Below are 19866 nucleotides of genomic sequence, written 5' to 3'. Positions count from 1 at the left end.
TCCCCCCTATTCTATTAGGTTTGAGGGAACAATCGTCCCCTTAAACCTTTCTATTTGATAAAACCTTTATAATGACGTTTAACTAGCTGAGACTCTAACTGTTTGTAAGTATCAAGAGCAACACCAATCACGATTAGTAAGCTCGTTCCACCGATTTGAGCAGTTTCTGGTAGCCCTGCAACATTAATGAAGAACATTGGAATGATTGCAATCGCTGTTAAGAAAAGAGCACCAACAAAAGTTAAACGATATAAGACTTTAGTTAAATATTCCTGCGTGTTTTTACCAGGACGGATGCCCGGTACATAACCACCTTGATTCTTCAAGTTCTCAGAGACTTTCTCTGGGTTTACTTGAATGAATGCATAGAAATATGTGAAAGCAATTATTAATGCAGCATAGATGACCATACCAATTGGCTCAGTATAATCAAATATCTTCTGGATCCAACTCGTTACACTATTCGATTCAAAAAAGCCTGCAATCGTTCGTGGTGTAATGATAAATGAAATCGCAAAGATAACAGGGATAACACCTGCAGCATTTACTTTTAAAGGTAAATGAGTGTTTTGAACACCTACTGGCGTCTTACCTGCTGATGCACGTTTTGCATATTGTACTGGAATTTTTCTTAATGCCTGTTGGATAAAGATTGTTCCAACTACAATAGCAATAACCGCAAGCACGATAAGTACAAGGGTTACGATACGTAGGAATAATTGATCTCCAGCACCTTCAATTTGCTGCGCATAAATTTGGTTAGCGATGGAAGGAATACCGGCAACGATTCCAGCGAAGATAATAATAGAAATACCATTACCAACACCTTTTTCCGTAATTTGCTCCCCTAACCACATTAAAAAAGCAGTTCCTGCAGTTAATACTGTAGCAATTAATAAATAAGAGCCAATACCCGTATTTTCAATTAACATGCCACCAGCAAGATTATTAAACCCATAAGACATACCAAGAGCTTGGATAAAACCAAGCACGATAGTAAAGTATCGTGTAAACTGAGCTAGTTTACGACGACCTGCCTCACCTTGCTTAGCCCATTCCGTAAATTTCGGCACAACGTCCATTTGTAGTAACTGAACAATGATTGATGCTGTAATATACGGCATGATTCCCATCGCAAGAATTGAGAAGTTTAATAACGCACCGCCACCAAATACATTCAAGACACCAAATACACTCATTTGATCCTGTGATTGTAAAATTTGTGCATTCACCCCTGGAACGGGGATAAATGTGCCGATGCGAAATACAATTAACATTAATAGGGTGAAAATGATCTTTCTTCTTATGTCACCCACGCGCATAAAATTGGAGATTGTCTGAAGCATTAGATCACCTCGGCTTTACCGCCGGCAGCTTCGATTGCTTCTTTAGCCGCAGCAGAGAATTTATGAGCTTTAACTGTAAGCTTTTTCTCTACGTTGCCTTTAGCAAGAACTTTAATTCCTGCTTTTTCGTTACTTACAACACCCGTTTCAATAAGAAGCTCTGGAGTAACTTCCGCTCCATCTTCAAAACGATTAAGTGCGTCAAGATTAACTACCGCATATTCTTTACGGTTAATGTTAGTGAATCCGCGTTTTGGTAAGCGTCTGAATAAAGGTGTTTGACCACCTTCGAATCCAGGACGTACGCCGCCGCCAGAACGAGCATTTTGACCTTTATGTCCCTTACCAGCAGTTTTACCGTTACCTGAACCAATACCGCGACCTTTGCGTTTACGTTCTTGACGTGAACCTTCTGCAGGTTTTAATTCATGAAGTTTCATGTTGGCACCTCCTTATTTTGTAGAAGATCGAAAATTATTTTTCAGTTACCGTTACAAGATGAGCAACTTTATTAATCATACCACGGATGGCAGGATTGTCTTGGTGCTCAACTGTTTGGTGCATTTTGCGTAATCCAAGAGCTGTTACTGTTTGGCGTTGGTCCTCAGGGCGACCAATCACACTGCGAGTGAGGGTAACTTCTAGTTTATTCGCCATTTGATTTCCCTCCTTATCCTAACAGTTCTTCTACTGATAAACCACGTAACTTAGCTACGTCTTCAGCACGTTTTAATTGTTGTAGACCATCTAGTGTTGCGCGAACCATGTTAATTGGTGTGTTTGTACCCAATGATTTAGAAAGGATATCGCCTACACCCGCTAACTCTAGTACCGCACGAACTGGTCCACCAGCGATAACTCCTGTACCTTCATATGCAGGTTTTAGAAGAATTTCGCCAGCTCCGAAGTGACCGATTACTTCGTGAGGAATTGTTGTTCCAACCATAGGAACTTCAATTAAGTTTTTCTTCGCATCTTCAATTGCTTTGCGAATAGCTTCTGGTACCTCTTGAGCTTTACCTGTACCAAAGCCAACGTTACCGTTTTTATCTCCAACTACTACAAGAGCAGAGAATCTGAAACGACGTCCACCTTTAACAACCTTAGCTACACGGTTTACCGTAACTACGCGCTCTTCAAGTTCAAGTTTGTTTGGATCAATACGACGCATTCTATATGTCCCTCCTTTGTCTATTAAAATTCTAACCCGTTTTCGCGAGCAGCATCTGCTAACGCTTTAACACGACCATGATATAAGTATCCTCCACGGTCAAATACGATTGATTTCAATCCTTTTGCTTCCGCACGTTTAGCGATTAATTCGCCGACTTTAACAGCCGCATCAACGTTGCCTGTAGCTTCAATACTAGCTTCTTTGTCTTGTGTAGACGCGCTAGCAAGAGTTACTCCGTTCACATCGTCAATTAATTGTGCATAAATGTGTTTATTTGAGCGATACACATTTAGACGAGGACGAGCCGCAGTGCCAGAAAGTTTAGATCTTACGCGAGCGTGTCTTTTCTTACGCACTGCATTTTTATCAGCCTTCGTAATCATTTCGGTCACTCCTTTCGTTTAGCTATGCAGCATTACTTACCTGTTTTACCTTCTTTACGACGAACATATTCTCCTTCATACCTAATACCTTTTCCTTTGTAAGGTTCTGGAGGACGAACGTCACGAATGTTAGCCGCTAAAGCGCCTACACGTTCTTTACTTGCACCTTTTACTACTACTTTCGTATTAGCTGGTACTTCGATTTCGATACCTTCTTCAGGTTCGATTTCAACTGGGTGAGAGTATCCAACGTTCAATACAAGCTTTTTACCTTGTTTTTGGGCACGGTAACCGACACCGATAAGTTCTAAGCCTTTTTCGAAGCCTTTAGATACACCTTCAACCATGTTAGCGATCAATGCACGAGTTGTACCATGAAGCGCACGGTGCTCTTTTTGATCAGAAGGACGCACGATGTTGATTACGTTCTCTTCGATGTTAATTGCGATATCTTTATTAAAAGTGTGAGAAAGCTCACCTTTAGGACCCTTTACGATAACGTGATGATTTTCATCAAGCGTTACTGTTACTCCACTAGGGATTTCAATTGGTTTTTTACCTATACGGGACATTTATTGCACCTCCATTCTTTCTGAAACTATATTACCAAACGTACGCTAGTACTTCTCCGCCTACTTGTTTCGCGCGAGCTTCTTTGTCTGTAAGAACGCCTTGAGAAGTAGAAACGAGTGCGATACCAAGACCGTTAAGAACGCGTGGTACCTCATCAGCTTTAGCATAAACACGAAGACCAGGTTTACTGATACGTTTTAAGCCTGTGATTACACGTTCATTTTTTGCACCGTATTTTAAGAAAATGCGGATAATGCCTTGCTTGTTATCTTCGATAAACTCTACATCACGTACGAAGCCTTCACGCTTAAGGATTTCAGCAACTTCTTTTTTAATATTAGAAGCAGGAACTTCTAATTTTTCGTGACGAACCATGTTCGCATTACGGATGCGAGTTAGCAAATCTGCAATTGGATCTGTCATGACCATTGTTTTTACCTCCTTCCCTAACTTTGGGTTTACCAGCTAGCTTTTTTAACGCCAGGAATTTGTCCTTTATATGCTAATTCACGGAAACAAATACGGCAAAGCTTAAATTTACGGTATACAGAATGTGGACGTCCACAACGTTCGCAACGTGTATATTCTTGTACCTTGTATTTAGGCGTGCGTTTTTGTTTCGCAATCATTGACTTTTTAGCCACGTTTTCGCCTCCCTCTAATTAACGATTACTTTTGGAATGGCATTCCAAATTGTGTTAAAAGTTCACGAGCTTCTTCATCAGTATTGGCAGTTGTTACGATAACGATATCCATACCACGAACTTTGCTTACTTTATCGTAATCGATCTCAGGGAAGATCAATTGCTCTTTAATACCAAGTGTGTAGTTTCCGCGTCCGTCAAAAGACTTTTTAGAAATACCACGGAAGTCACGTACACGTGGAAGAGAAACAGATACTAATTTATCGAAGAATTCGTACATGCGTTCTCCACGTAAAGTAACTTTCGCTCCGATTGGCATACCTTCACGTAAACGGAAGCCAGCGATTGATTTTTTCGCGCGAGTGATAACAGGTTTTTGACCTGCGATTTGTGTTAATTCCTCAACAGCATTATCTAATGCTTTAGAGTTTTGCACAGCATCACCCACACCCATGTTGATAACGATTTTTTCAAGTTTTGGTACTTGCATTACTGATTTATAGTTAAACTTGCTCACAAGAGCAGGAGTAATTTCTTTTACATGTTTTTCTTTTAGGCGGTTCATCGATTGTACCTCCCTTCTTCATTGATCTATTTATCTAAAGATTCACCTGATTTTTTTGCTACACGCACTTTTTTCCCATCAACCGTTTGATAGCCTACGCGAGTTGGTTCACCAGATTTAGGGTCAACCGGCATAACGTTTGATACATGAATAGGTGCTTCTTGGCTAAGGATTCCACCTTGAGGATTCAAGTTAGATGGTTTAGCGTGTTTCTTTACGATATTAACACCTTCTACAAGAACGCGTTCTTGTTTTGGGTAAGCAGCAAGAATAACGCCTGATTTGCCTTTATCCTTACCAGAGATGACCATTACTTTATCACCTTTTTTTACATGCATCTGTGTGCACCTCCTTAAAGGCATTTTGTTTAATTTTTATAGTACTTCTGGAGCTAATGATACGATTTTCATGAAGTTGTTCTCGCGTAGTTCACGAGCAACTGGTCCAAAGATACGTGTACCACGAGGACCTTTATCGTCACGAATAATTACACATGCGTTTTCATCAAAACGGATGTATGTGCCATCTTTACGACGAACGCCGCTCTTTGTACGAACGACAACAGCTTTAACAACATCACCTTTTTTAACAACGCCACCTGGTGTTGCTTGTTTCACTGTGCAAACAATTACATCACCGATGTTGGCAGTTTTACGGCCTGATCCACCTAAAACTTTAATTGTAAGTACTTCACGAGCACCAGAGTTATCAGCAACTTTTAAACGTGATTCTTGTTGAATCATCTGTGTAACCTCCCTTCGGGATCAAACATATTTCCGAACAATTAGATAATAACTGCTTTCTCAACAACTTCAACTAGACGGAAGCGTTTAGTCGCAGATAATGGGCGAGTTTCCATGATACGAACGATATCGCCGATTTTTGCTTCATTTTGCTCATCATGAGCTTTAAACTTTTTAGAGTACTTTACGCGTTTGCCGTATAATGGATGCTTTTTGTATGTTTCGACTAAAACAGTAACAGTTTTATCCATTTTGTCTGAAACAACGCGTCCAGAGTATACTTTGCGTTGGTTACGTTCACTCATTGTGCGAACCTCCTCTCAATATCACTTGCTAAAACCAATTTCTCTTTCACGGATAACAGTTTTCATACGAGCAATTGCTTTACGCACTTCACGGATGCGAGCTGTGTTTTCCAGTTGTCCAGTCGCCAATTGAAAGCGTAGATTAAAAAGCTCTTCTTTTAATGATTTAACTTTTTGTTCTATTTCGGCAGTGGTAAGGTCACGAATTTCATTAGCTTTCATTTGATTCACCACCAATTTCTTCTCGTTTTACAAACTTACATTTAACTGGAAGTTTGTGTGCTGCAAGACGTAGAGCTTCACGAGCGATCTCTTCAGATACACCTGCAATTTCGAACATTACTTTACCAGGCTTAACAACTGCAACCCATCCTTCAGGAGCACCCTTACCAGAACCCATTCGGACTTCAAGAGGCTTAGCAGTGTATGGCTTATGCGGGAATATTTTAATCCAAACTTTACCGCCACGTTTCATGTAACGAGTCATTGCAATACGGGCAGATTCGATTTGACGGTTAGTGATCCAAGAAGCATCTTGAGCTTGTAGACCATATTCACCGAATGTTACTTCAGTACCACCTTTTGCTTGACCGCGCATTTTTCCACGGTGTACACGACGATATTTTACGCGTTTTGGCAATAGCATATTATTTGCCTCCTTCCCCATTATTCTTCTTTGTAGGAAGCACCTCTCCACGATAGATCCATACTTTTACGCCTAACTTACCGTAAGTCGTATCTGCTTCTGCTGTAGCATAATCAATGTCAGCACGAAGAGTATGAAGTGGTACAGTTCCTTCGCTATAAGATTCAGAACGAGCGATATCAGCACCGCCAAGACGTCCAGATACCATTGTTTTGATACCTTTAGCTCCTGCGCGCATAGCACGTTGAATAGTTTGTTTTTGAGCACGACGGAATGATACACGGTTTTCCAATTGACGAGCAATGTTTTCCGCTACTAATTTCGCGTCGATGTCAGCTTTTTTGATTTCAAGAATATTGATGTGAACACGTTTGCCAGTAAGTGCGTTAAGTGCTTTACGCAACGCCTCTACCTCAGTACCACCTTTACCGATAACCATTCCTGGTTTTGCAGTATGGACTGTGATATTTAAGCGATTAGCTGCACGTTCGATTTCTACTTTAGAAACAGATGCATCGCTTAAGCGTTTTGTGATGTACTCACGAACTTTCAGGTCTTCGTGTAAAAGATCAGCGTAGTCTTTACCTGCGTACCATTTTGACTCCCAATCACGGATGACACCGATACGCAAACCGACTGGATTTACTTTTTGACCCACAGATTATCCCTCCTTCTTTTCTGATACAACGATTGTGATGTGACTTGTGCGTTTGTTGATTGCGCTAGCACGACCTTGTGCGCGTGGACGGAAACGTTTTAAAGTTGGTCCTTCGTCAACAAATGCTTGCTCAACTACTAAATTATTAACATCCATTTCGTAGTTGTGCTCTGCGTTAGCTAGTGCAGATTTTAATACTTTTTCTACGATTGGAGAAGCAGCTTTTGGAGTTAAATTTAAAATCGCTACCGCTTCACCTACTTGCTTACCTCGAATTAAATCTACGACTAAACGAGCTTTACGAGGAGCAATACGAACTGTTCTTGCAACAGCTTTAGCTTGCATTATAATGCCCTCCTCTCATTAACGTCTTGTTTTCTTATCATCATTACCATGGCCTTTGTATGCACGTGTTGGAGCAAATTCTCCAAGCTTGTGGCCTACCATATCTTCAGTAACATAAACAGGCACATGTTTGCGACCATCATACACTGCGATAGTGTGTCCGATGAATTGTGGGAAGATCGTAGAACGGCGAGACCAAGTCTTCACTACTTGCTTGCCATCAGTTTCATTTAACTTTTCGATCTTTGTCATTAAATGTTCGTCAACAAAAGGTCCTTTTTTTAAGCTGCGACCCATGATTGAACCTCCCTTCGTGATTGTTCTACGGCCCGTCTTTGGAACCGTAGTTCAATCCCGTTATTTTTTACGACGACGTACGATAAATTTATCAGATTGATTGTTTTTCTTACGTGTTTTGTATCCAAGAGTTGGTTTACCCCAAGGAGACATAGGTGATTTACGACCGATAGGAGCTTTACCTTCACCACCACCGTGTGGGTGATCGTTAGGGTTCATAACAGATCCACGTACAGTTGGGCGTTTACCTAACCAACGAGAACGACCGGCTTTACCGATGTTAATCAATTCGTGTTGTTCGTTACCAACTTGACCTACAGTAGCGCGGCAAGTAGCAAGAATCATACGAACTTCACCAGAGTTTAAACGTACTAATACGTATTTGCCTTCTTTACCAAGTACTTGTGCACTTGTTCCAGCAGAACGTACCAACTGTCCACCTTTACCAGGTTTAAGTTCGATGTTGTGGATTACAGTACCCACAGGAATGTTTGTAAGTGGTAATGCATTACCTACTTTGATATCTGCTTCAGGACCAGACATTACTTCTGCGCCTACTTTAAGAGTCTTAGGAGCTAGGATGTAACGCTTTTCTCCATCTACATAATTAATTAGTGCAATGTTAGCTGAGCGGTTTGGATCATACTCGACTGTAGCAACGCGACCTGGTATTCCATCTTTGTCACGTTTAAAGTCGATGATACGATATTGACGTTTATGACCGCCGCCTTGATGACGAACTGTCAACTTACCTTGGTTGTTACGGCCACCTTTGCGCTTTACTGGAGCAAGCAAAGATTTTTCTGGTTTGTCTGTAGTGATTTCTGCGAAATCAGATACCGTCATGCCGCGACGACCATTAGAGGTAGGTTTGTATTTTTTAATCGCCATTTCATTTCCCTCCTCTTCTTGTTAGAAATTAAGCTTCAAAGATTTCGATTTCTTTGCTGTCAGCAGTTAGTTTAACAATCGCTTTACGGCGTTTGTTTGTATAACCACCGAATTTACCCATGCGCTTGAATTTACCTTTGTAGTTCATGATGTTCACTTTTTCAACTTTTACATCAAAGATTTCTTGAACAGCATCTTTAACTTGAGTTTTATTAGCTCTTACATCAACTTCAAAAGTATATTTTTTGTCAGCCATGATGTCAGTAGAACGTTCAGTGATAACGGGGCGCTTAATGATATCGCGTGCATCCATTATGCAAGCACCTCCTCTACTTTTTCGACCGCTTGCTTAGTCATGATCAATTTATCATGATTTAAAACGTCTAATACGCTGATTCCGTTAGCAGTAACAACTGTTACTCCAGGGATGTTACGAGCAGATAATGCTACGTTTTCATCGATGTCTGCAGTTACGATTAATGCTTTAGAATCTACAGAAAGACCTTTAAGTAGACCTTTAAAGTCTTTTGTTTTTGGAGCTTCGAAAGATAGTGTTTCTAATACTAGAATGTTCTCTTCCGCAACTTTAGTAGATAACGCTGATTTGATAGCTAAGCGACGAACTTTTTTAGGTAATTTATAGCTATAGCTGCGTGGTACAGGACCAAATACAGTACCGCCTCCGCGCCATTGTGGTGAACGAATTGAACCTTGACGAGCACGACCTGTGCCTTTTTGACGCCATGGTTTACGTCCTCCGCCAGCTACTTCAGAACGAATTTTAGTTTTATGAGTTCCTTGACGTAGAGAAGCTCTTTGCATAATAACAGCTTCAAACATCACGTGGTTGTTTGGCTCGATACCAAAGATTGAGTCGTTCAGCTCAATATCGCCAACTTGTGAACCACTTTGGTTTAATAATGCAACTTTAGGCATTCTTACTTCCTCCTTTCCGGGTTATTACTTTGCTTTAACCGCACTTACTAGTTTTAGAAGCGCTTTTTTAGAGCCAGGTACATTACCTTTTACTAATAGAAGATTGCGTTCTGCATCTACTTTTACGATTTCAAGGTTTTGTACTGTGATTTGTTCTCCGCCCATGCGACCAGGTAATAGTTTACCTTTAAATACGCGGTTTGGAGCAACAGGACCCATTGAACCTGGGCGACGGTGGTAACGTGAACCGTGTGCCATTGGTCCGCGAGATTGTCCGTGGCGTTTAATTGCACCTTGGAAACCTTTACCTTTTGAAATTCCTGTTACATCAATTTTTTCACCTTCAGCGAAAATATCAACTTTGACTTCCTGACCAACTTCATACTCAGCTAAGTCAGCTCCGCGTAATTCGCGAACGAAGCGCTTAGGAGTAGTATCAGCTTTAGCAGCGTGTCCTTTTTCCGGTTTGTTTGAAAGCTTTTCGCGTTTATCTTCAAAACCGATTTGGATTGCTTCGTATCCATCAGTATCAACTGATTTCTTTTGAAGAACAACGTTTGGAGTAGCTTCAACCACTGTTACCGGGATAAGATCACCGTTTTCAGCAAATACTTGAGTCATACCAATCTTTCTTCCTAAGATTCCTTTGGTCATTTCAGTCACACCTCCTAGATTGTTTTAATGTATTAATTAAAGTTTAATTTCGATATCAACACCAGATGGTAAGTCTAAACGCATTAATGAATCGACTGTTTGTGGTGTTGGATTAATGATGTCGATTAAACGTTTGTGTGTACGCATTTCGAATTGCTCACGAGAATCTTTATATTTATGCACCGCACGAAGAATTGTGTAAACTGACTTTTCAGTTGGCAATGGGATTGGACCAGATACAGCCGCACCAGAGCGTTTTGCAGTTTCAACGATTTTTTCAGCAGATTGATCAAGAATTCTGTGATCATAAGCTTTTAAACGAATACGAATTTTTTGTTTTGCCATTATTTTCCCTCCTTTTCGCCTATTTTCATATAGACATTCTCCGTGAAAATTTCCCACACACTCGCCATGGCAAAGCGGCCGGGTGTGTCAGCAACCTTTCACTTCATCGCAGTCAAAGACCAACATTGTCTATTATACAGAAAAGACATAACAAATGCAACTATTGATTGCGTTTCTCTCTGTTCTGCACACTTTTAACATTATAACTGCTGTTAATAGTGTTTTCAAGTATATCTTCCTCTTTACATCATTTTCTAAAAAAACGCTTACTTAATTACTTATTTTTAAATTTTCTAAATTTTTATTTGACAAACATAGACTCATTCATGTAAATTTTAGTCAATAAAATATTTTTTATTTCTTATCATGAGAGGTTGAGGGATAGGCCCGATGACACCTCAGCAACCATCAATAGTGAACACTATTGAAAAGGTGCTAATTCCTACAAGCTATACGCTTGAAAGATGAGAAGATGACTATGATAATAATAGGCCTTCTTCTTGAGGGCCTTTTTTATTTTCTCTTTGGCTTCTCATCCATTGAATTCAACAAAATATGAATTGAAGGAGTGAGACCTTTGAACTTCCTTGAAAAAATGAAGAACCAAGTATTAATTGCTGACGGTGCGATAGGAACACTTCTTTATTCTTATGGTACGGATACATGTTTTGAAGAGTTAAACCTCTCAGCACCGGAACAAATTCAGCACATTCATCAAGCCTATCTCCATGCAGGTGCTGATTTAATTCAAACAAATTCCTATGCTGCGAATTATTTAAAATTGAAACGGTATGGCCTAGAGGATTCAGTCAAAGAGATTAATAGTGCGGCTGTAAAACTGGCACGATCTAGTATTCAACAGCACCAGGCATATGTGCTTGGCACAATTGGAGGTGTACGAGGATTAAACCCCCTCTCTATTCCTCTAGATGAAATTAAAAGTAACTTTCGTGAACAGCTATACTGCTTATTGTTAGAAGGCGTAGATGGGCTCCTTCTTGAAACATATTATGATTTAGAAGAATTAGAAACGGTTCTCTCTATTGCCCGGAAAGAAACGGATATAGCTATAATTGCCCAAGTGTCTTTACAAGAAATCGCTATATTACAAAATGGGACGTTAATTAATGACGCCTTAAAAAGGTTAGAAGCTAAAGGGGCAGATGTTGTCGGGGTAAACTGCCGTTTAGGTCCACATCATATGTTAGAGACACTCTCCTCCGTTGAATTACCTCAGCACGCGTTTCTCTCTGCATATCCTAACGCGAGTCTACCGGCCTATATCGATGGTACGATTCAATATAAGGAGAGTGAAGACTATTTTAGAAAATCAGCGAAGTCCTTCCTTAAGCAAGGTGTTCGACTGCTTGGTGGTTGCTGCGGAACGACACCTGGCCATATTAAAGCATTTGCAGACGAAGTTAGGCATGCTGTACCTATTATTGAAAAACAAGTAACAAATAAAAGGAAACCTAAAATAGAGAGAATTACAATCGAACGCACCAATACCCCGTTAGAGACACTTGTACAAAAAAAACGCACCATCATCGTCGAACTAGACCCACCTAAGAAGCTATCAACTGCTAAATTTTTTGAAGGTGCCAGAGCCTTAAAAGATGCTGGGGTTGATGCAATCACACTCGCAGATAACTCTCTTGCGACACCACGAATCGCAAATGAAGCCCTAGCACATATCATCCAAAAGGATACAAACGTTCGACCACTTGTCCACCTCTCCTGTAGAGATCGAAATTTAATCGGCTTACAATCACATCTCATGGGTCTTCATACATTGGGATTGCATGATATTTTAGCCATTACAGGGGATCCGGCAAGAGTTGGTAATTTCCCAGGCGCTTCATCTGTGTTTGATTTATCTTCCTTTGAATTAATAGAAATGATTAAACAATTTAATGAAGGAATTTCCCCTTCAGGTTCTGAACTTGGTGAAAATGCCGTCTTTTCTGTCGGGGCAGCATTTAATCCTCATGTCAAATCCTTAGACAAAGCTGTTGCCCGACTTGAAAGGAAGATAAAAGCAGGCGCTGATTATTTCGTGTCACAGCCAGTGTTTTCAGTAACACAACTATTAGAGATTCATGAGGCAACAAAGCATCTGTCCGCACCTATTTTCATCGGAATGATGCCACTGATTAGCAGCAAAAATGCAGAGTATCTTCATAACGAAGTGCCTGGTATCAAGATTACTCAAACGACCCGCGACAGAATGGCTAAAGCGGTTAACCCTGTTCTAGCTGAGAAAGAAGGCTTATTAATTACAAAAGAGTTGATCGATGCAGCCTTAGAACTCTTTCAAGGCATCTACCTTGTTACCCCCTTCCTTAGATATCAACTTACAACCGAGCTGACCAATCATATTAGAAGAAAAGATCAACAGATGAAGGAGCATCATTATGTCAAAAGTAGCCATCACTAAACAAATGACGGAAAAGATTTTAATCATTGATGGAGCAATGGGTACCATGCTACAAGAAGCCCACCTAACTGCAGATGACTTTGGTGGTGAGGATTTAGAAGGTTGTAATGAACATCTCACACTTACGCGACCTGAATTGATTCAATCAATTCATGAAGCTTATCTTTCGGCAGGGGCAGATATAATTGAAACAAATACATTCGGAGCGACGCGTATCGTTTTGGAAGAATATAATATTGGGCATTTAAGTGAATTATTAAACCGCAGAGCGGCTGAAATCGCTATAAAAGCAGCGCATAAATACGACAAGCCTAATCATCCGCGATATGTAGCAGGATCTATGGGACCAACTACTAAGACATTAAGCGTTACCGGTGGAACAACTTTTAAACAATTAGTCATGGATTATCGTACACAAGCCATAGGACTCATTGACGGTGGTGTAGATTTATTATTAATAGAAACAAGCCAAGATCTCCTTAATGTAAAAGCTGCTTTCCTAGGGATTAAAGAAGCCTTTCATCACACAAAGAAAGAACTCCCTATAATGGTATCAGGGACAATAGAACCGATGGGCACCACTTTGGCAGGGCAAAACATCGAAGCGTTTTACATTTCAATAGAGCACATGAAACCAATAGCTGTTGGACTCAACTGCGCAACTGGACCGGAATTTATGCAAGAGCATATTCGCTCTCTAGCACAACTCTCTTCAACTGGGGTTAGCTGTTATCCTAATGCAGGCTTACCAGATGAAGACGGTTGTTATCACGAAACAGCAGAATCTCTATCTACAAAGCTTTTGGATTTTGCCACACAGGGCTGGGTGAATATCGTTGGTGGTTGTTGCGGTACCACACCAGCGCACATCACAGCAATCAGTCAAGCATTAGCCCATGTACCACCCCGTCCCATTACTAAAAAGAGACAGCATAAACTATCAGGTATTGAACCCCTTACCTATGATGAATCTATTAGACCGATTATGGTTGGTGAGCGGACAAATGTCATTGGCTCAAAGAAATTCAAACGGTTGATTAATGAAGGAAAGTATGAGGAAGCATCGGAAATTGCTAGAGCCCAAGTTAAAAAAGGAGCAAGCGTCATTGATATATGCCTTGCTGACCCTGATCGTAATGAGATAGAAGATATGGACCATTTTTTAGCTGAAGTAACGAAAAAAATCAAAGTTCCCCTAGTCATTGATTCAACTGATGATGAAGTAATCGCCAAAGCTCTTACCTACTCTCAAGGTAAAGCTATAATCAATTCGATTAACTTAGAAGATGGTGAGGACCGATTCGCCTTTGCTGCAAAGCTTATCCATCAGTACGGAGCAGCCATTGTTGTCGGTACCATTGATGAGGAAGGCATGGCCATCACAGCTGAAAACAAGCTAGTCATAGCTAAACGGGCCTATCATATCCTCGTTGAGCAGTATCAAGTACCTCCAGAGGATATTATCTTCGACCCCCTCGTATTTCCTGTCGGCACTGGAGATGAACAATATATTGGTTCTGCTAAAGAAACTGTACTTGGTATTAAACTTATTAAAGAAGCTCTACCGGAGGCGAAAACGATTTTAGGCATTAGTAATGTGTCCTTTGGTCTTCCGAGTGTGGGGAGAGAAATTTTAAATTCCGTCTTCCTCTTTCATTGCACGAAAGCCGGGCTAGACTATGCAATCGTCAATACAGAAAAGCTAGAGCGTTTCCCAAGCATCCCTAAAAATGAAGTCGAATTAGCAGAAAAGCTTCTTTTTCAAACCAGCGATAGCATTTTAGCTGATTTTACTGACTTTTATCGTGATAAGAAGAAGGAAAAAAGGATAGAAACCCATTTACTATCATTAGAAGAACGTTTATCAAGCTATATAATAGAAGGAACAAAAGAAGGCCTTCTCCCAGATTTAGAAAGAGCATTAGCGAAATACCCAAATCCATTAGATATTATCAACGGACCATTAATGAATGGTATGGCAGAAGTAGGGAGATTATTTAATGATAATCAATTAATTGTTGCAGAAGTCTTACAAAGTGCAGAAGTGATGAAAGCATCAGTCGCGTTTTTAGAACCTTATATGGAGAATGATAAACAAACATCTACAAGTAAGGGGAAAGTTTTACTCGCAACCGTCAAAGGTGATGTCCATGATATCGGTAAGAATCTTGTCGATATTATTCTCTCTAACAATGGATTTGAAACCATTGATCTTGGAATTAAAGTCTCTTCTGCTGAACTTATCGCAGCCATTAGAGAGGAAAAACCCGACATCATTGGACTCTCTGGCTTACTCGTAAAGTCAGCACAACAAATGGCATTAACAGCAAAGGACTTACAGGATGCCCATATACAAACCCCCATTATGGTGGGGGGAGCTGCCTTATCTCGAAAATTTACGAATAATAAAATCGCCCCTAACTACAAAGGACTCGTCTTATATGCAAAAGATGCAATGACCGGTCTGAGTTTAGCAAATGAAATCCGAGAACCAAGTCGCTATAGTGAATTATTTCAAGCACAAATCTCGAGAACAGCACAAACTACCAAAGAAGAAGCCCAATTGATAAAAAAATATTCCGAACCAGCCGTTGGAATGAAAACCGTTCAAGAAGCTCCTATTTTTCAACCGCAAGACTTAAAGAGACATTTAATTACAAATCTCTCTTTCCACCATATAGAACCATATATTAACCGTAAAATGCTGCTATATCATCTTGGGGTTAAAAATCAAAAAAGGGAGCTCACTAATGAAAAACTAGAAAAGGTGAATATCCTGTTAGACTCACTGATCCATGAAATAATTAAAAATAACTGGATACAACCAAAAGCTACTTACCAATTTTTTAAAGCAAATGCCAATGGAAATAATATCATTATAATGAATAAAGACGATCTTCCTATTGAAAAGTTTGCATTCCCTAAACAAGAAAAAGGAAAAAATCTTTGTCTTGCTGATTATCTAAGAGAAAAGCAAACAGACTACGTATGTTTTTTTGCTGTAACAGCAGGAAAGGGAATACGACAAGCAGCTACACAATTAAAAGAGGAAGGCAGATTTCTAGAAAGTCACGCATTGCAAGCAATTGCGTTAGAAACAGCTGAAGGGCTGGCTGAGTATATTCACAGACAGATTAGGGATAAATGGGGTTTTCCAGATCACCCAACAATGACGATGGAGGAGCGTTTTGCGGCTAAATATCAAGGACAACGATTTTCATTCGGTTATCCAGCCTGTCCAAATTTAGAAGATCAAGCGAAGTTATTCCGTCTTATACAACCAGAGGATATTGAGATCGAATTAACAGAAGGTTATATGATGGAACCTGAAGCCTCTGTTACAGCTATGGTGTTTTCACACCCCGAAGCAAGATACTTTAATGTACACTCCTCTTCATGATTGATGTAAAAAAAGCATAAAGAAAAAGCAGCCGGCGTCCCGACTGCTTTTTCTATGAAAGGCGTCCCCTTCAAATATCATAATCAAAATTTATTACTCAACGATTGTAGCAACTACGCCAGCGCCTACAGTACGTCCACCCTCACGGATAGAGAATTTAGTACCTTCTTCGATAGCGATTGGAGAGATAAGTTCTACGTTCATTTCGATGTTATCTCCAGGCATAACCATTTCTACACCTTCAGGAAGGTTACAAATACCAGTTACATCAGTTGTACGGAAGTAGAACTGAGGACGGTAGTTTGTGAAGAATGGAGTGTGACGTCCACCTTCTTCTTTAGATAAAACGTAAACTTCAGCTTTGAATTTTACGTGTGGAGTAATTGAAGCTGGTTTAGCTAATACTTGACCACGTTGGATATCTTCACGTGCAACACCACGAAGAAGAGCACCAATGTTATCTCCTGCTTCAGCATAATCAAGAAGCTTACGGAACATTTCAACACCTGTTACAGTAGTTGATTTTGGTTCTTCAGCAAGACCGATGATTTCAATAGTATCACCGACTTTAACTTGTCCACGCTCAACACGACCTGTAGCAACAGTACCACGACCAGTGATTGAGAATACATCCTCAACTGGCATCATGAATGGTTTTTCAGTGTCACGAGTTGGAGTTGGGATATACTCATCAACTGCAGCCATTAATTCAATGATTTTTTCTTCCCACGCAGCATCTCCTTCAAGAGCTTTAAGCGCAGAACCTTTGATTACAGGAATATCGTCACCAGGGAATTCATATTCAGAAAGAAGGTCACGAACTTCCATTTCTACTAATTCAAGTAATTCTTCGTCGTCTACCATGTCACATTTGTTCATGAATACAACAAGGTAAGGTACACCTACTTGACGAGAAAGAAGGATGTGCTCACGAGTTTGTGGCATTGGGCCATCAGCAGCAGATACTACTAGGATACCGCCGTCCATTTGTGCAGCACCAGTGATCATGTTTTTAACATAGTCAGCGTGACCTGGGCAGTCAACGTGTGCATAGTGACGGTTTTCAGTTTCGTACTCAACGTGTGCAGTAGAGATTGTGATACCACGCTCTCTTTCTTCTGGAGCAGCATCGATTTGGTCATATCCACGAGCTTCACCGCCGCCTGCTTTCGCAAGTACAGTTGTGATTGCTGCTGTTAATGTAGTTTTACCATGGTCAACGTGTCCGATAGTTCCGATGTTAACATGGGGTTTTGAACGGTCAAATTTTTCTTTAGCCATTAGGAAAATCCTCCTTTAAATTTAAATAAATTAAGTATTTGATTGACATTGGTCGGTGGCTACCTTCCAATGTCAGGTTACTTACAATGATAGTTATACTTGATTAAAAAGGTAAAATCAATTATTCACCTTTATTTTTTTTGATGATTTCTTCAGAAATTGATTTTGGAACTTCTTCATAATGATCAAAGTGCATTGAGAATGTACCGCGACCTTGCGTATTAGAACGCAATGAAGTAGCATAACCAAACATTTCAGAAAGTGGAACCATTGCACGAACAACTTGCGCGTTACCGCGAGCTTCCATACCTTCTACACGTCCACGACGAGAAGTAACATCACCCATAATGTCTCCCATATACTCTTCCGGAATAACTACTTCAACTTTCATTACCGGTTCAAGGATAACTGGGTTACATTTTGAAGCAGCGTTTTTCAGTGCCATAGAAGCGGCAATTTTAAACGCCATTTCAGATGAGTCAACATCATGGTAAGATCCATCAAATAATCTAGCTTTAATATCAACCATTGGATAGCCGGCTAATACACCACGCTCCATAGCATCTTCAAGACCAGATTGTACTGCAGGGATATATTCACGTGGAACAACACCACCAACGATGCCGTTTACGAATTCAAATCCTGCACCTTCTTCATTTGGAGAGAACTCAATCCAAACGTGACCAAATTGACCACGACCACCGGATTGACGCGCGAATTTACCTTCGATGTTTGCAGATGCACGGAAAGTTTCACGATAAGCAACTTGTGGTGCACCAACATTTGCTTCTACTTTAAATTCACGTTTCATACGGTCTACAAGGATATCAAGGTGAAGCTCACCCATACCAGCGATGATTACTTGACCAGTTTCTTGGTCAGTATGCGCGCGGAATGTTGGATCTTCTTCTTGAAGTTTTTGAAGTGCTGTAGTCATCTTATCTTGGTCTGCTTTAGACTTCGGTTCGATAGAAAGAGAGATAACTGGCTCTGGGAACTCCATAGATTCAAGAATTACAAGACTCTTTTCATCACATAGTGTATCTCCAGTAGAAGTATCTTTCAAACCAACAGCAGCAGCAATATCCCCTGCATAAACTGTAGAGATCTCTTCACGAGAGTTTGCATGCATTTGTAGGATACGACCTACACGTTCACGTTTATCTTTTGTAGAGTTCTTAACATAAGAACCTGAATCTAACGTACCAGAGTAAACGCGGAAGAAAGTTAATTTACCAACATAAGGGTCAGTCATAACTTTAAATGCTAATGCAGAGAAAGGCTCTTCATCACTTGATGGACGAGTAACTTCTTCTTCTGTGTCTGGATTAATACCTTTAATGGCATGTACATCCAATGGAGATGGAAGATAGTCGATTACTGCATCAAGCATTTTTTGAACACCTTTGTTTTTGAATGCAGATCCACAAATAACTGGATAGAACTCAACGTTTACTGTACCTTGACGGATTGCAGCTTTAATCTCTTCATTAGAGATTTCTTCACCACCAAGATATTTCTCCATTAATTCTTCATCAAGTTCAGCAAGAGCTTCGATTAATTTTTCACGATACTCTTGGGCTTGATCCATATATTCTTCAGGAATTTCACGAGTTTCGATATCAGTACCAAGATCGTTACCGTAGAAAGTAGCTTTCATTTCGATAAGGTCAATGATACCTTCGAATTCGTCTTCAGCACCAATTGGTAATTGGATAGCTGCTGCATTTGCTTGCAGACGATCATGTATTGTACCTAAAGAGTACAAGAAGTCTGCACCGATTTTATCCATTTTGTTTACGAATACCACACGTGGTACGCCGTAAGTTGTCGCTTGACGCCATACAGTCTCAGTCTGTGGTTCAACACCAGATTGAGCATCTAGTACAGCAACTGCTCCATCAAGTACACGCAATGAACGCTCAACTTCAACTGTGAAGTCTACGTGTCCTGGCGTGTCAATGATATTAACACGGTGGCCTTTCCATTGAGCTGTAGTAGCGGCAGAAGTGATTGTAATACCACGTTCTTGCTCTTGCTCCATCCAGTCCATTTGTGAAGCACCTTCATGTGTTTCACCAATTTTATGGATACGACCAGTGTAATAAAGAACACGTTCAGTTGTTGTTGTTTTACCAGCATCAATGTGAGCCATGATACCAATATTACGCGTATTATCTAAGGAGAACTCTCTTGCCATTGTGTCTTTCTCCTTCCTAGTATGGGAATTATTTTTATATTAT

26 protein-coding genes and 1 riboswitch are annotated in these 19866 nt (G+C 40.3%); of the genes, 2 read left to right on the top strand and 24 right to left on the bottom strand.

Features of this window, described 5'->3' with window-relative positions; genetic code table 11:
* Window positions 1-50: 50 nt before the first annotated feature.
* From secY to rpsJ, 22 genes are read right to left on the bottom strand one after another with little or no spacing between them, the layout of a single operon-like run.
* Complete coding sequence (gene secY / locus MHI57_RS15800; protein WP_095371205.1) at window positions 51-1346, bottom strand: preprotein translocase subunit SecY; 1296 nt, start codon at window positions 1344-1346, stop codon at window positions 51-53.
* Window positions 1346-1786: a 50S ribosomal protein L15 gene (gene rplO / locus MHI57_RS15795; protein WP_095371206.1), complete on the bottom strand. Its 441-nt coding sequence runs from the start codon at window positions 1784-1786 to the stop codon at window positions 1346-1348. The genes secY and rplO overlap by 1 nt, the downstream gene beginning before the upstream one ends.
* A gap of 34 nt (window positions 1787-1820) precedes the next feature.
* Entirely contained in the window at window positions 1821-2003 is a 183-nt protein-coding gene (gene rpmD / locus MHI57_RS15790; RefSeq protein ID WP_095371207.1) for a 50S ribosomal protein L30, read from the bottom strand.
* Window positions 2004-2016: 13 nt separating this feature from the next.
* Window positions 2017-2517 (bottom strand): 30S ribosomal protein S5, encoded by a 501-nt coding sequence (gene rpsE, locus MHI57_RS15785; protein ID WP_095371208.1) that lies wholly within the window; start codon window positions 2515-2517, stop codon window positions 2017-2019.
* A 23-nt stretch (window positions 2518-2540) separates the two neighbouring features.
* Window positions 2541-2903: a 50S ribosomal protein L18 gene (rplR, locus tag MHI57_RS15780; RefSeq protein WP_095371209.1), complete on the bottom strand. Its 363-nt coding sequence runs from the start codon at window positions 2901-2903 to the stop codon at window positions 2541-2543.
* Between the two features lie 32 nt (window positions 2904-2935).
* Window positions 2936-3475 (bottom strand): 50S ribosomal protein L6, encoded by a 540-nt coding sequence (gene rplF, locus MHI57_RS15775; RefSeq protein WP_095371210.1) that lies wholly within the window; start codon window positions 3473-3475, stop codon window positions 2936-2938.
* Between the two features lie 31 nt (window positions 3476-3506).
* Window positions 3507-3905: a 30S ribosomal protein S8 gene (rpsH, locus tag MHI57_RS15770; protein ID WP_095371211.1), complete on the bottom strand. Its 399-nt coding sequence runs from the start codon at window positions 3903-3905 to the stop codon at window positions 3507-3509.
* Between the two features lie 29 nt (window positions 3906-3934).
* Window positions 3935-4120, bottom strand: a complete 186-nt coding sequence (rpsN, locus tag MHI57_RS15765; RefSeq protein ID WP_009499044.1) for a 30S ribosomal protein S14 — start codon at window positions 4118-4120, stop codon at window positions 3935-3937.
* Between the two features lie 25 nt (window positions 4121-4145).
* Entirely contained in the window at window positions 4146-4685 is a 540-nt protein-coding gene (gene rplE, locus MHI57_RS15760) for a 50S ribosomal protein L5 (protein WP_095371212.1), read from the bottom strand.
* Between the two features lie 26 nt (window positions 4686-4711).
* A complete protein-coding gene (rplX, locus tag MHI57_RS15755) occupies window positions 4712-5023 on the bottom strand; it encodes a 50S ribosomal protein L24 (RefSeq protein WP_095371213.1) in 312 nt (103 codons plus the stop codon).
* Window positions 5024-5059: 36 nt separating this feature from the next.
* Window positions 5060-5428 carry a 50S ribosomal protein L14 gene (rplN, locus tag MHI57_RS15750; RefSeq protein WP_095371214.1) on the bottom strand — a complete coding sequence of 123 codons (369 nt, stop codon included), beginning with the start codon at window positions 5426-5428 and terminating at the stop codon, window positions 5060-5062.
* A 41-nt stretch (window positions 5429-5469) separates the two neighbouring features.
* Window positions 5470-5733 (bottom strand): 30S ribosomal protein S17, encoded by a 264-nt coding sequence (gene rpsQ / locus MHI57_RS15745; protein WP_095371215.1) that lies wholly within the window; start codon window positions 5731-5733, stop codon window positions 5470-5472.
* Window positions 5734-5754: 21 nt separating this feature from the next.
* Complete coding sequence (gene rpmC, locus MHI57_RS15740) at window positions 5755-5955, bottom strand: 50S ribosomal protein L29 (protein ID WP_009336588.1); 201 nt, start codon at window positions 5953-5955, stop codon at window positions 5755-5757.
* Window positions 5945-6379: a 50S ribosomal protein L16 gene (gene rplP / locus MHI57_RS15735; RefSeq protein ID WP_095371216.1), complete on the bottom strand. Its 435-nt coding sequence runs from the start codon at window positions 6377-6379 to the stop codon at window positions 5945-5947. Before rplP ends, rpmC begins: the two co-directional genes overlap by 11 nt.
* Window position 6380: 1 nt before the next feature.
* Window positions 6381-7037, bottom strand: coding sequence for a 30S ribosomal protein S3 (gene rpsC, locus MHI57_RS15730; RefSeq protein WP_095371217.1), 657 nt, complete (start codon window positions 7035-7037; stop codon window positions 6381-6383).
* A gap of 3 nt (window positions 7038-7040) precedes the next feature.
* The gene (rplV, locus tag MHI57_RS15725; RefSeq protein WP_095371218.1) at window positions 7041-7382 is read right to left on the bottom strand and encodes a 50S ribosomal protein L22; all 342 of its coding nucleotides are present in this window, start codon (window positions 7380-7382) and stop codon (window positions 7041-7043) included.
* Between the two features lie 18 nt (window positions 7383-7400).
* Window positions 7401-7679 (bottom strand): 30S ribosomal protein S19, encoded by a 279-nt coding sequence (gene rpsS / locus MHI57_RS15720; RefSeq protein WP_095371219.1) that lies wholly within the window; start codon window positions 7677-7679, stop codon window positions 7401-7403.
* Window positions 7680-7739: 60 nt separating this feature from the next.
* Entirely contained in the window at window positions 7740-8570 is an 831-nt protein-coding gene (gene rplB / locus MHI57_RS15715; RefSeq protein ID WP_095371220.1) for a 50S ribosomal protein L2, read from the bottom strand.
* Between the two features lie 28 nt (window positions 8571-8598).
* Window positions 8599-8883, bottom strand: a complete 285-nt coding sequence (gene rplW, locus MHI57_RS15710; protein WP_095371221.1) for a 50S ribosomal protein L23 — start codon at window positions 8881-8883, stop codon at window positions 8599-8601.
* Window positions 8883-9506, bottom strand: a complete 624-nt coding sequence (rplD, locus tag MHI57_RS15705; protein WP_095371222.1) for a 50S ribosomal protein L4 — start codon at window positions 9504-9506, stop codon at window positions 8883-8885. The genes rplW and rplD overlap by 1 nt, the downstream gene beginning before the upstream one ends.
* Window positions 9507-9530: 24 nt before the next feature.
* Window positions 9531-10160 (bottom strand): 50S ribosomal protein L3, encoded by a 630-nt coding sequence (gene rplC / locus MHI57_RS15700; RefSeq protein WP_095371223.1) that lies wholly within the window; start codon window positions 10158-10160, stop codon window positions 9531-9533.
* Window positions 10161-10196: 36 nt separating this feature from the next.
* Window positions 10197-10505: a 30S ribosomal protein S10 gene (gene rpsJ, locus MHI57_RS15695; RefSeq protein WP_003348621.1), complete on the bottom strand. Its 309-nt coding sequence runs from the start codon at window positions 10503-10505 to the stop codon at window positions 10197-10199.
* A gap of 358 nt (window positions 10506-10863) precedes the next feature.
* Window positions 10864-10976: riboswitch (SAM riboswitch) on the top strand.
* 106 nt (window positions 10977-11082) lie between these two features.
* Here rpsJ and MHI57_RS15690 point away from each other — a divergent pair.
* Both MHI57_RS15690 and metH read left to right on the top strand, forming a co-directional pair.
* On the top strand, window positions 11083-12942 hold the full coding sequence (locus MHI57_RS15690) for a bifunctional homocysteine S-methyltransferase/methylenetetrahydrofolate reductase (RefSeq protein ID WP_340977163.1): 1860 nt from the start codon (window positions 11083-11085) through the stop codon (window positions 12940-12942).
* The gene (gene metH, locus MHI57_RS15685; protein WP_340977162.1) at window positions 12920-16342 is read left to right on the top strand and encodes a methionine synthase; all 3423 of its coding nucleotides are present in this window, start codon (window positions 12920-12922) and stop codon (window positions 16340-16342) included. Before MHI57_RS15690 ends, metH begins: the two co-directional genes overlap by 23 nt.
* A gap of 93 nt (window positions 16343-16435) precedes the next feature.
* Here the strand turns inward: metH and tuf are convergent, their stop codons facing one another.
* Window positions 16436-17623: an elongation factor Tu gene (gene tuf / locus MHI57_RS15680; protein WP_095371226.1), complete on the bottom strand. Its 1188-nt coding sequence runs from the start codon at window positions 17621-17623 to the stop codon at window positions 16436-16438.
* Window positions 17624-17744: 121 nt separating this feature from the next.
* Window positions 17745-19823 (bottom strand): elongation factor G, encoded by a 2079-nt coding sequence (gene fusA / locus MHI57_RS15675; RefSeq protein ID WP_095371227.1) that lies wholly within the window; start codon window positions 19821-19823, stop codon window positions 17745-17747.
* Between the last annotated feature and the right edge of the window lie 43 nt (window positions 19824-19866).

Source organism: Cytobacillus sp. FSL K6-0129, from assembly GCF_038007625.1.
Lineage (GTDB): Bacteria > Bacillota > Bacilli > Bacillales > Cytobacillaceae > Cytobacillus > Cytobacillus kochii.
Note: the sequence above shows the minus strand (reverse complement) of the source record. Positions and strands in the feature narration are given on the sequence as shown.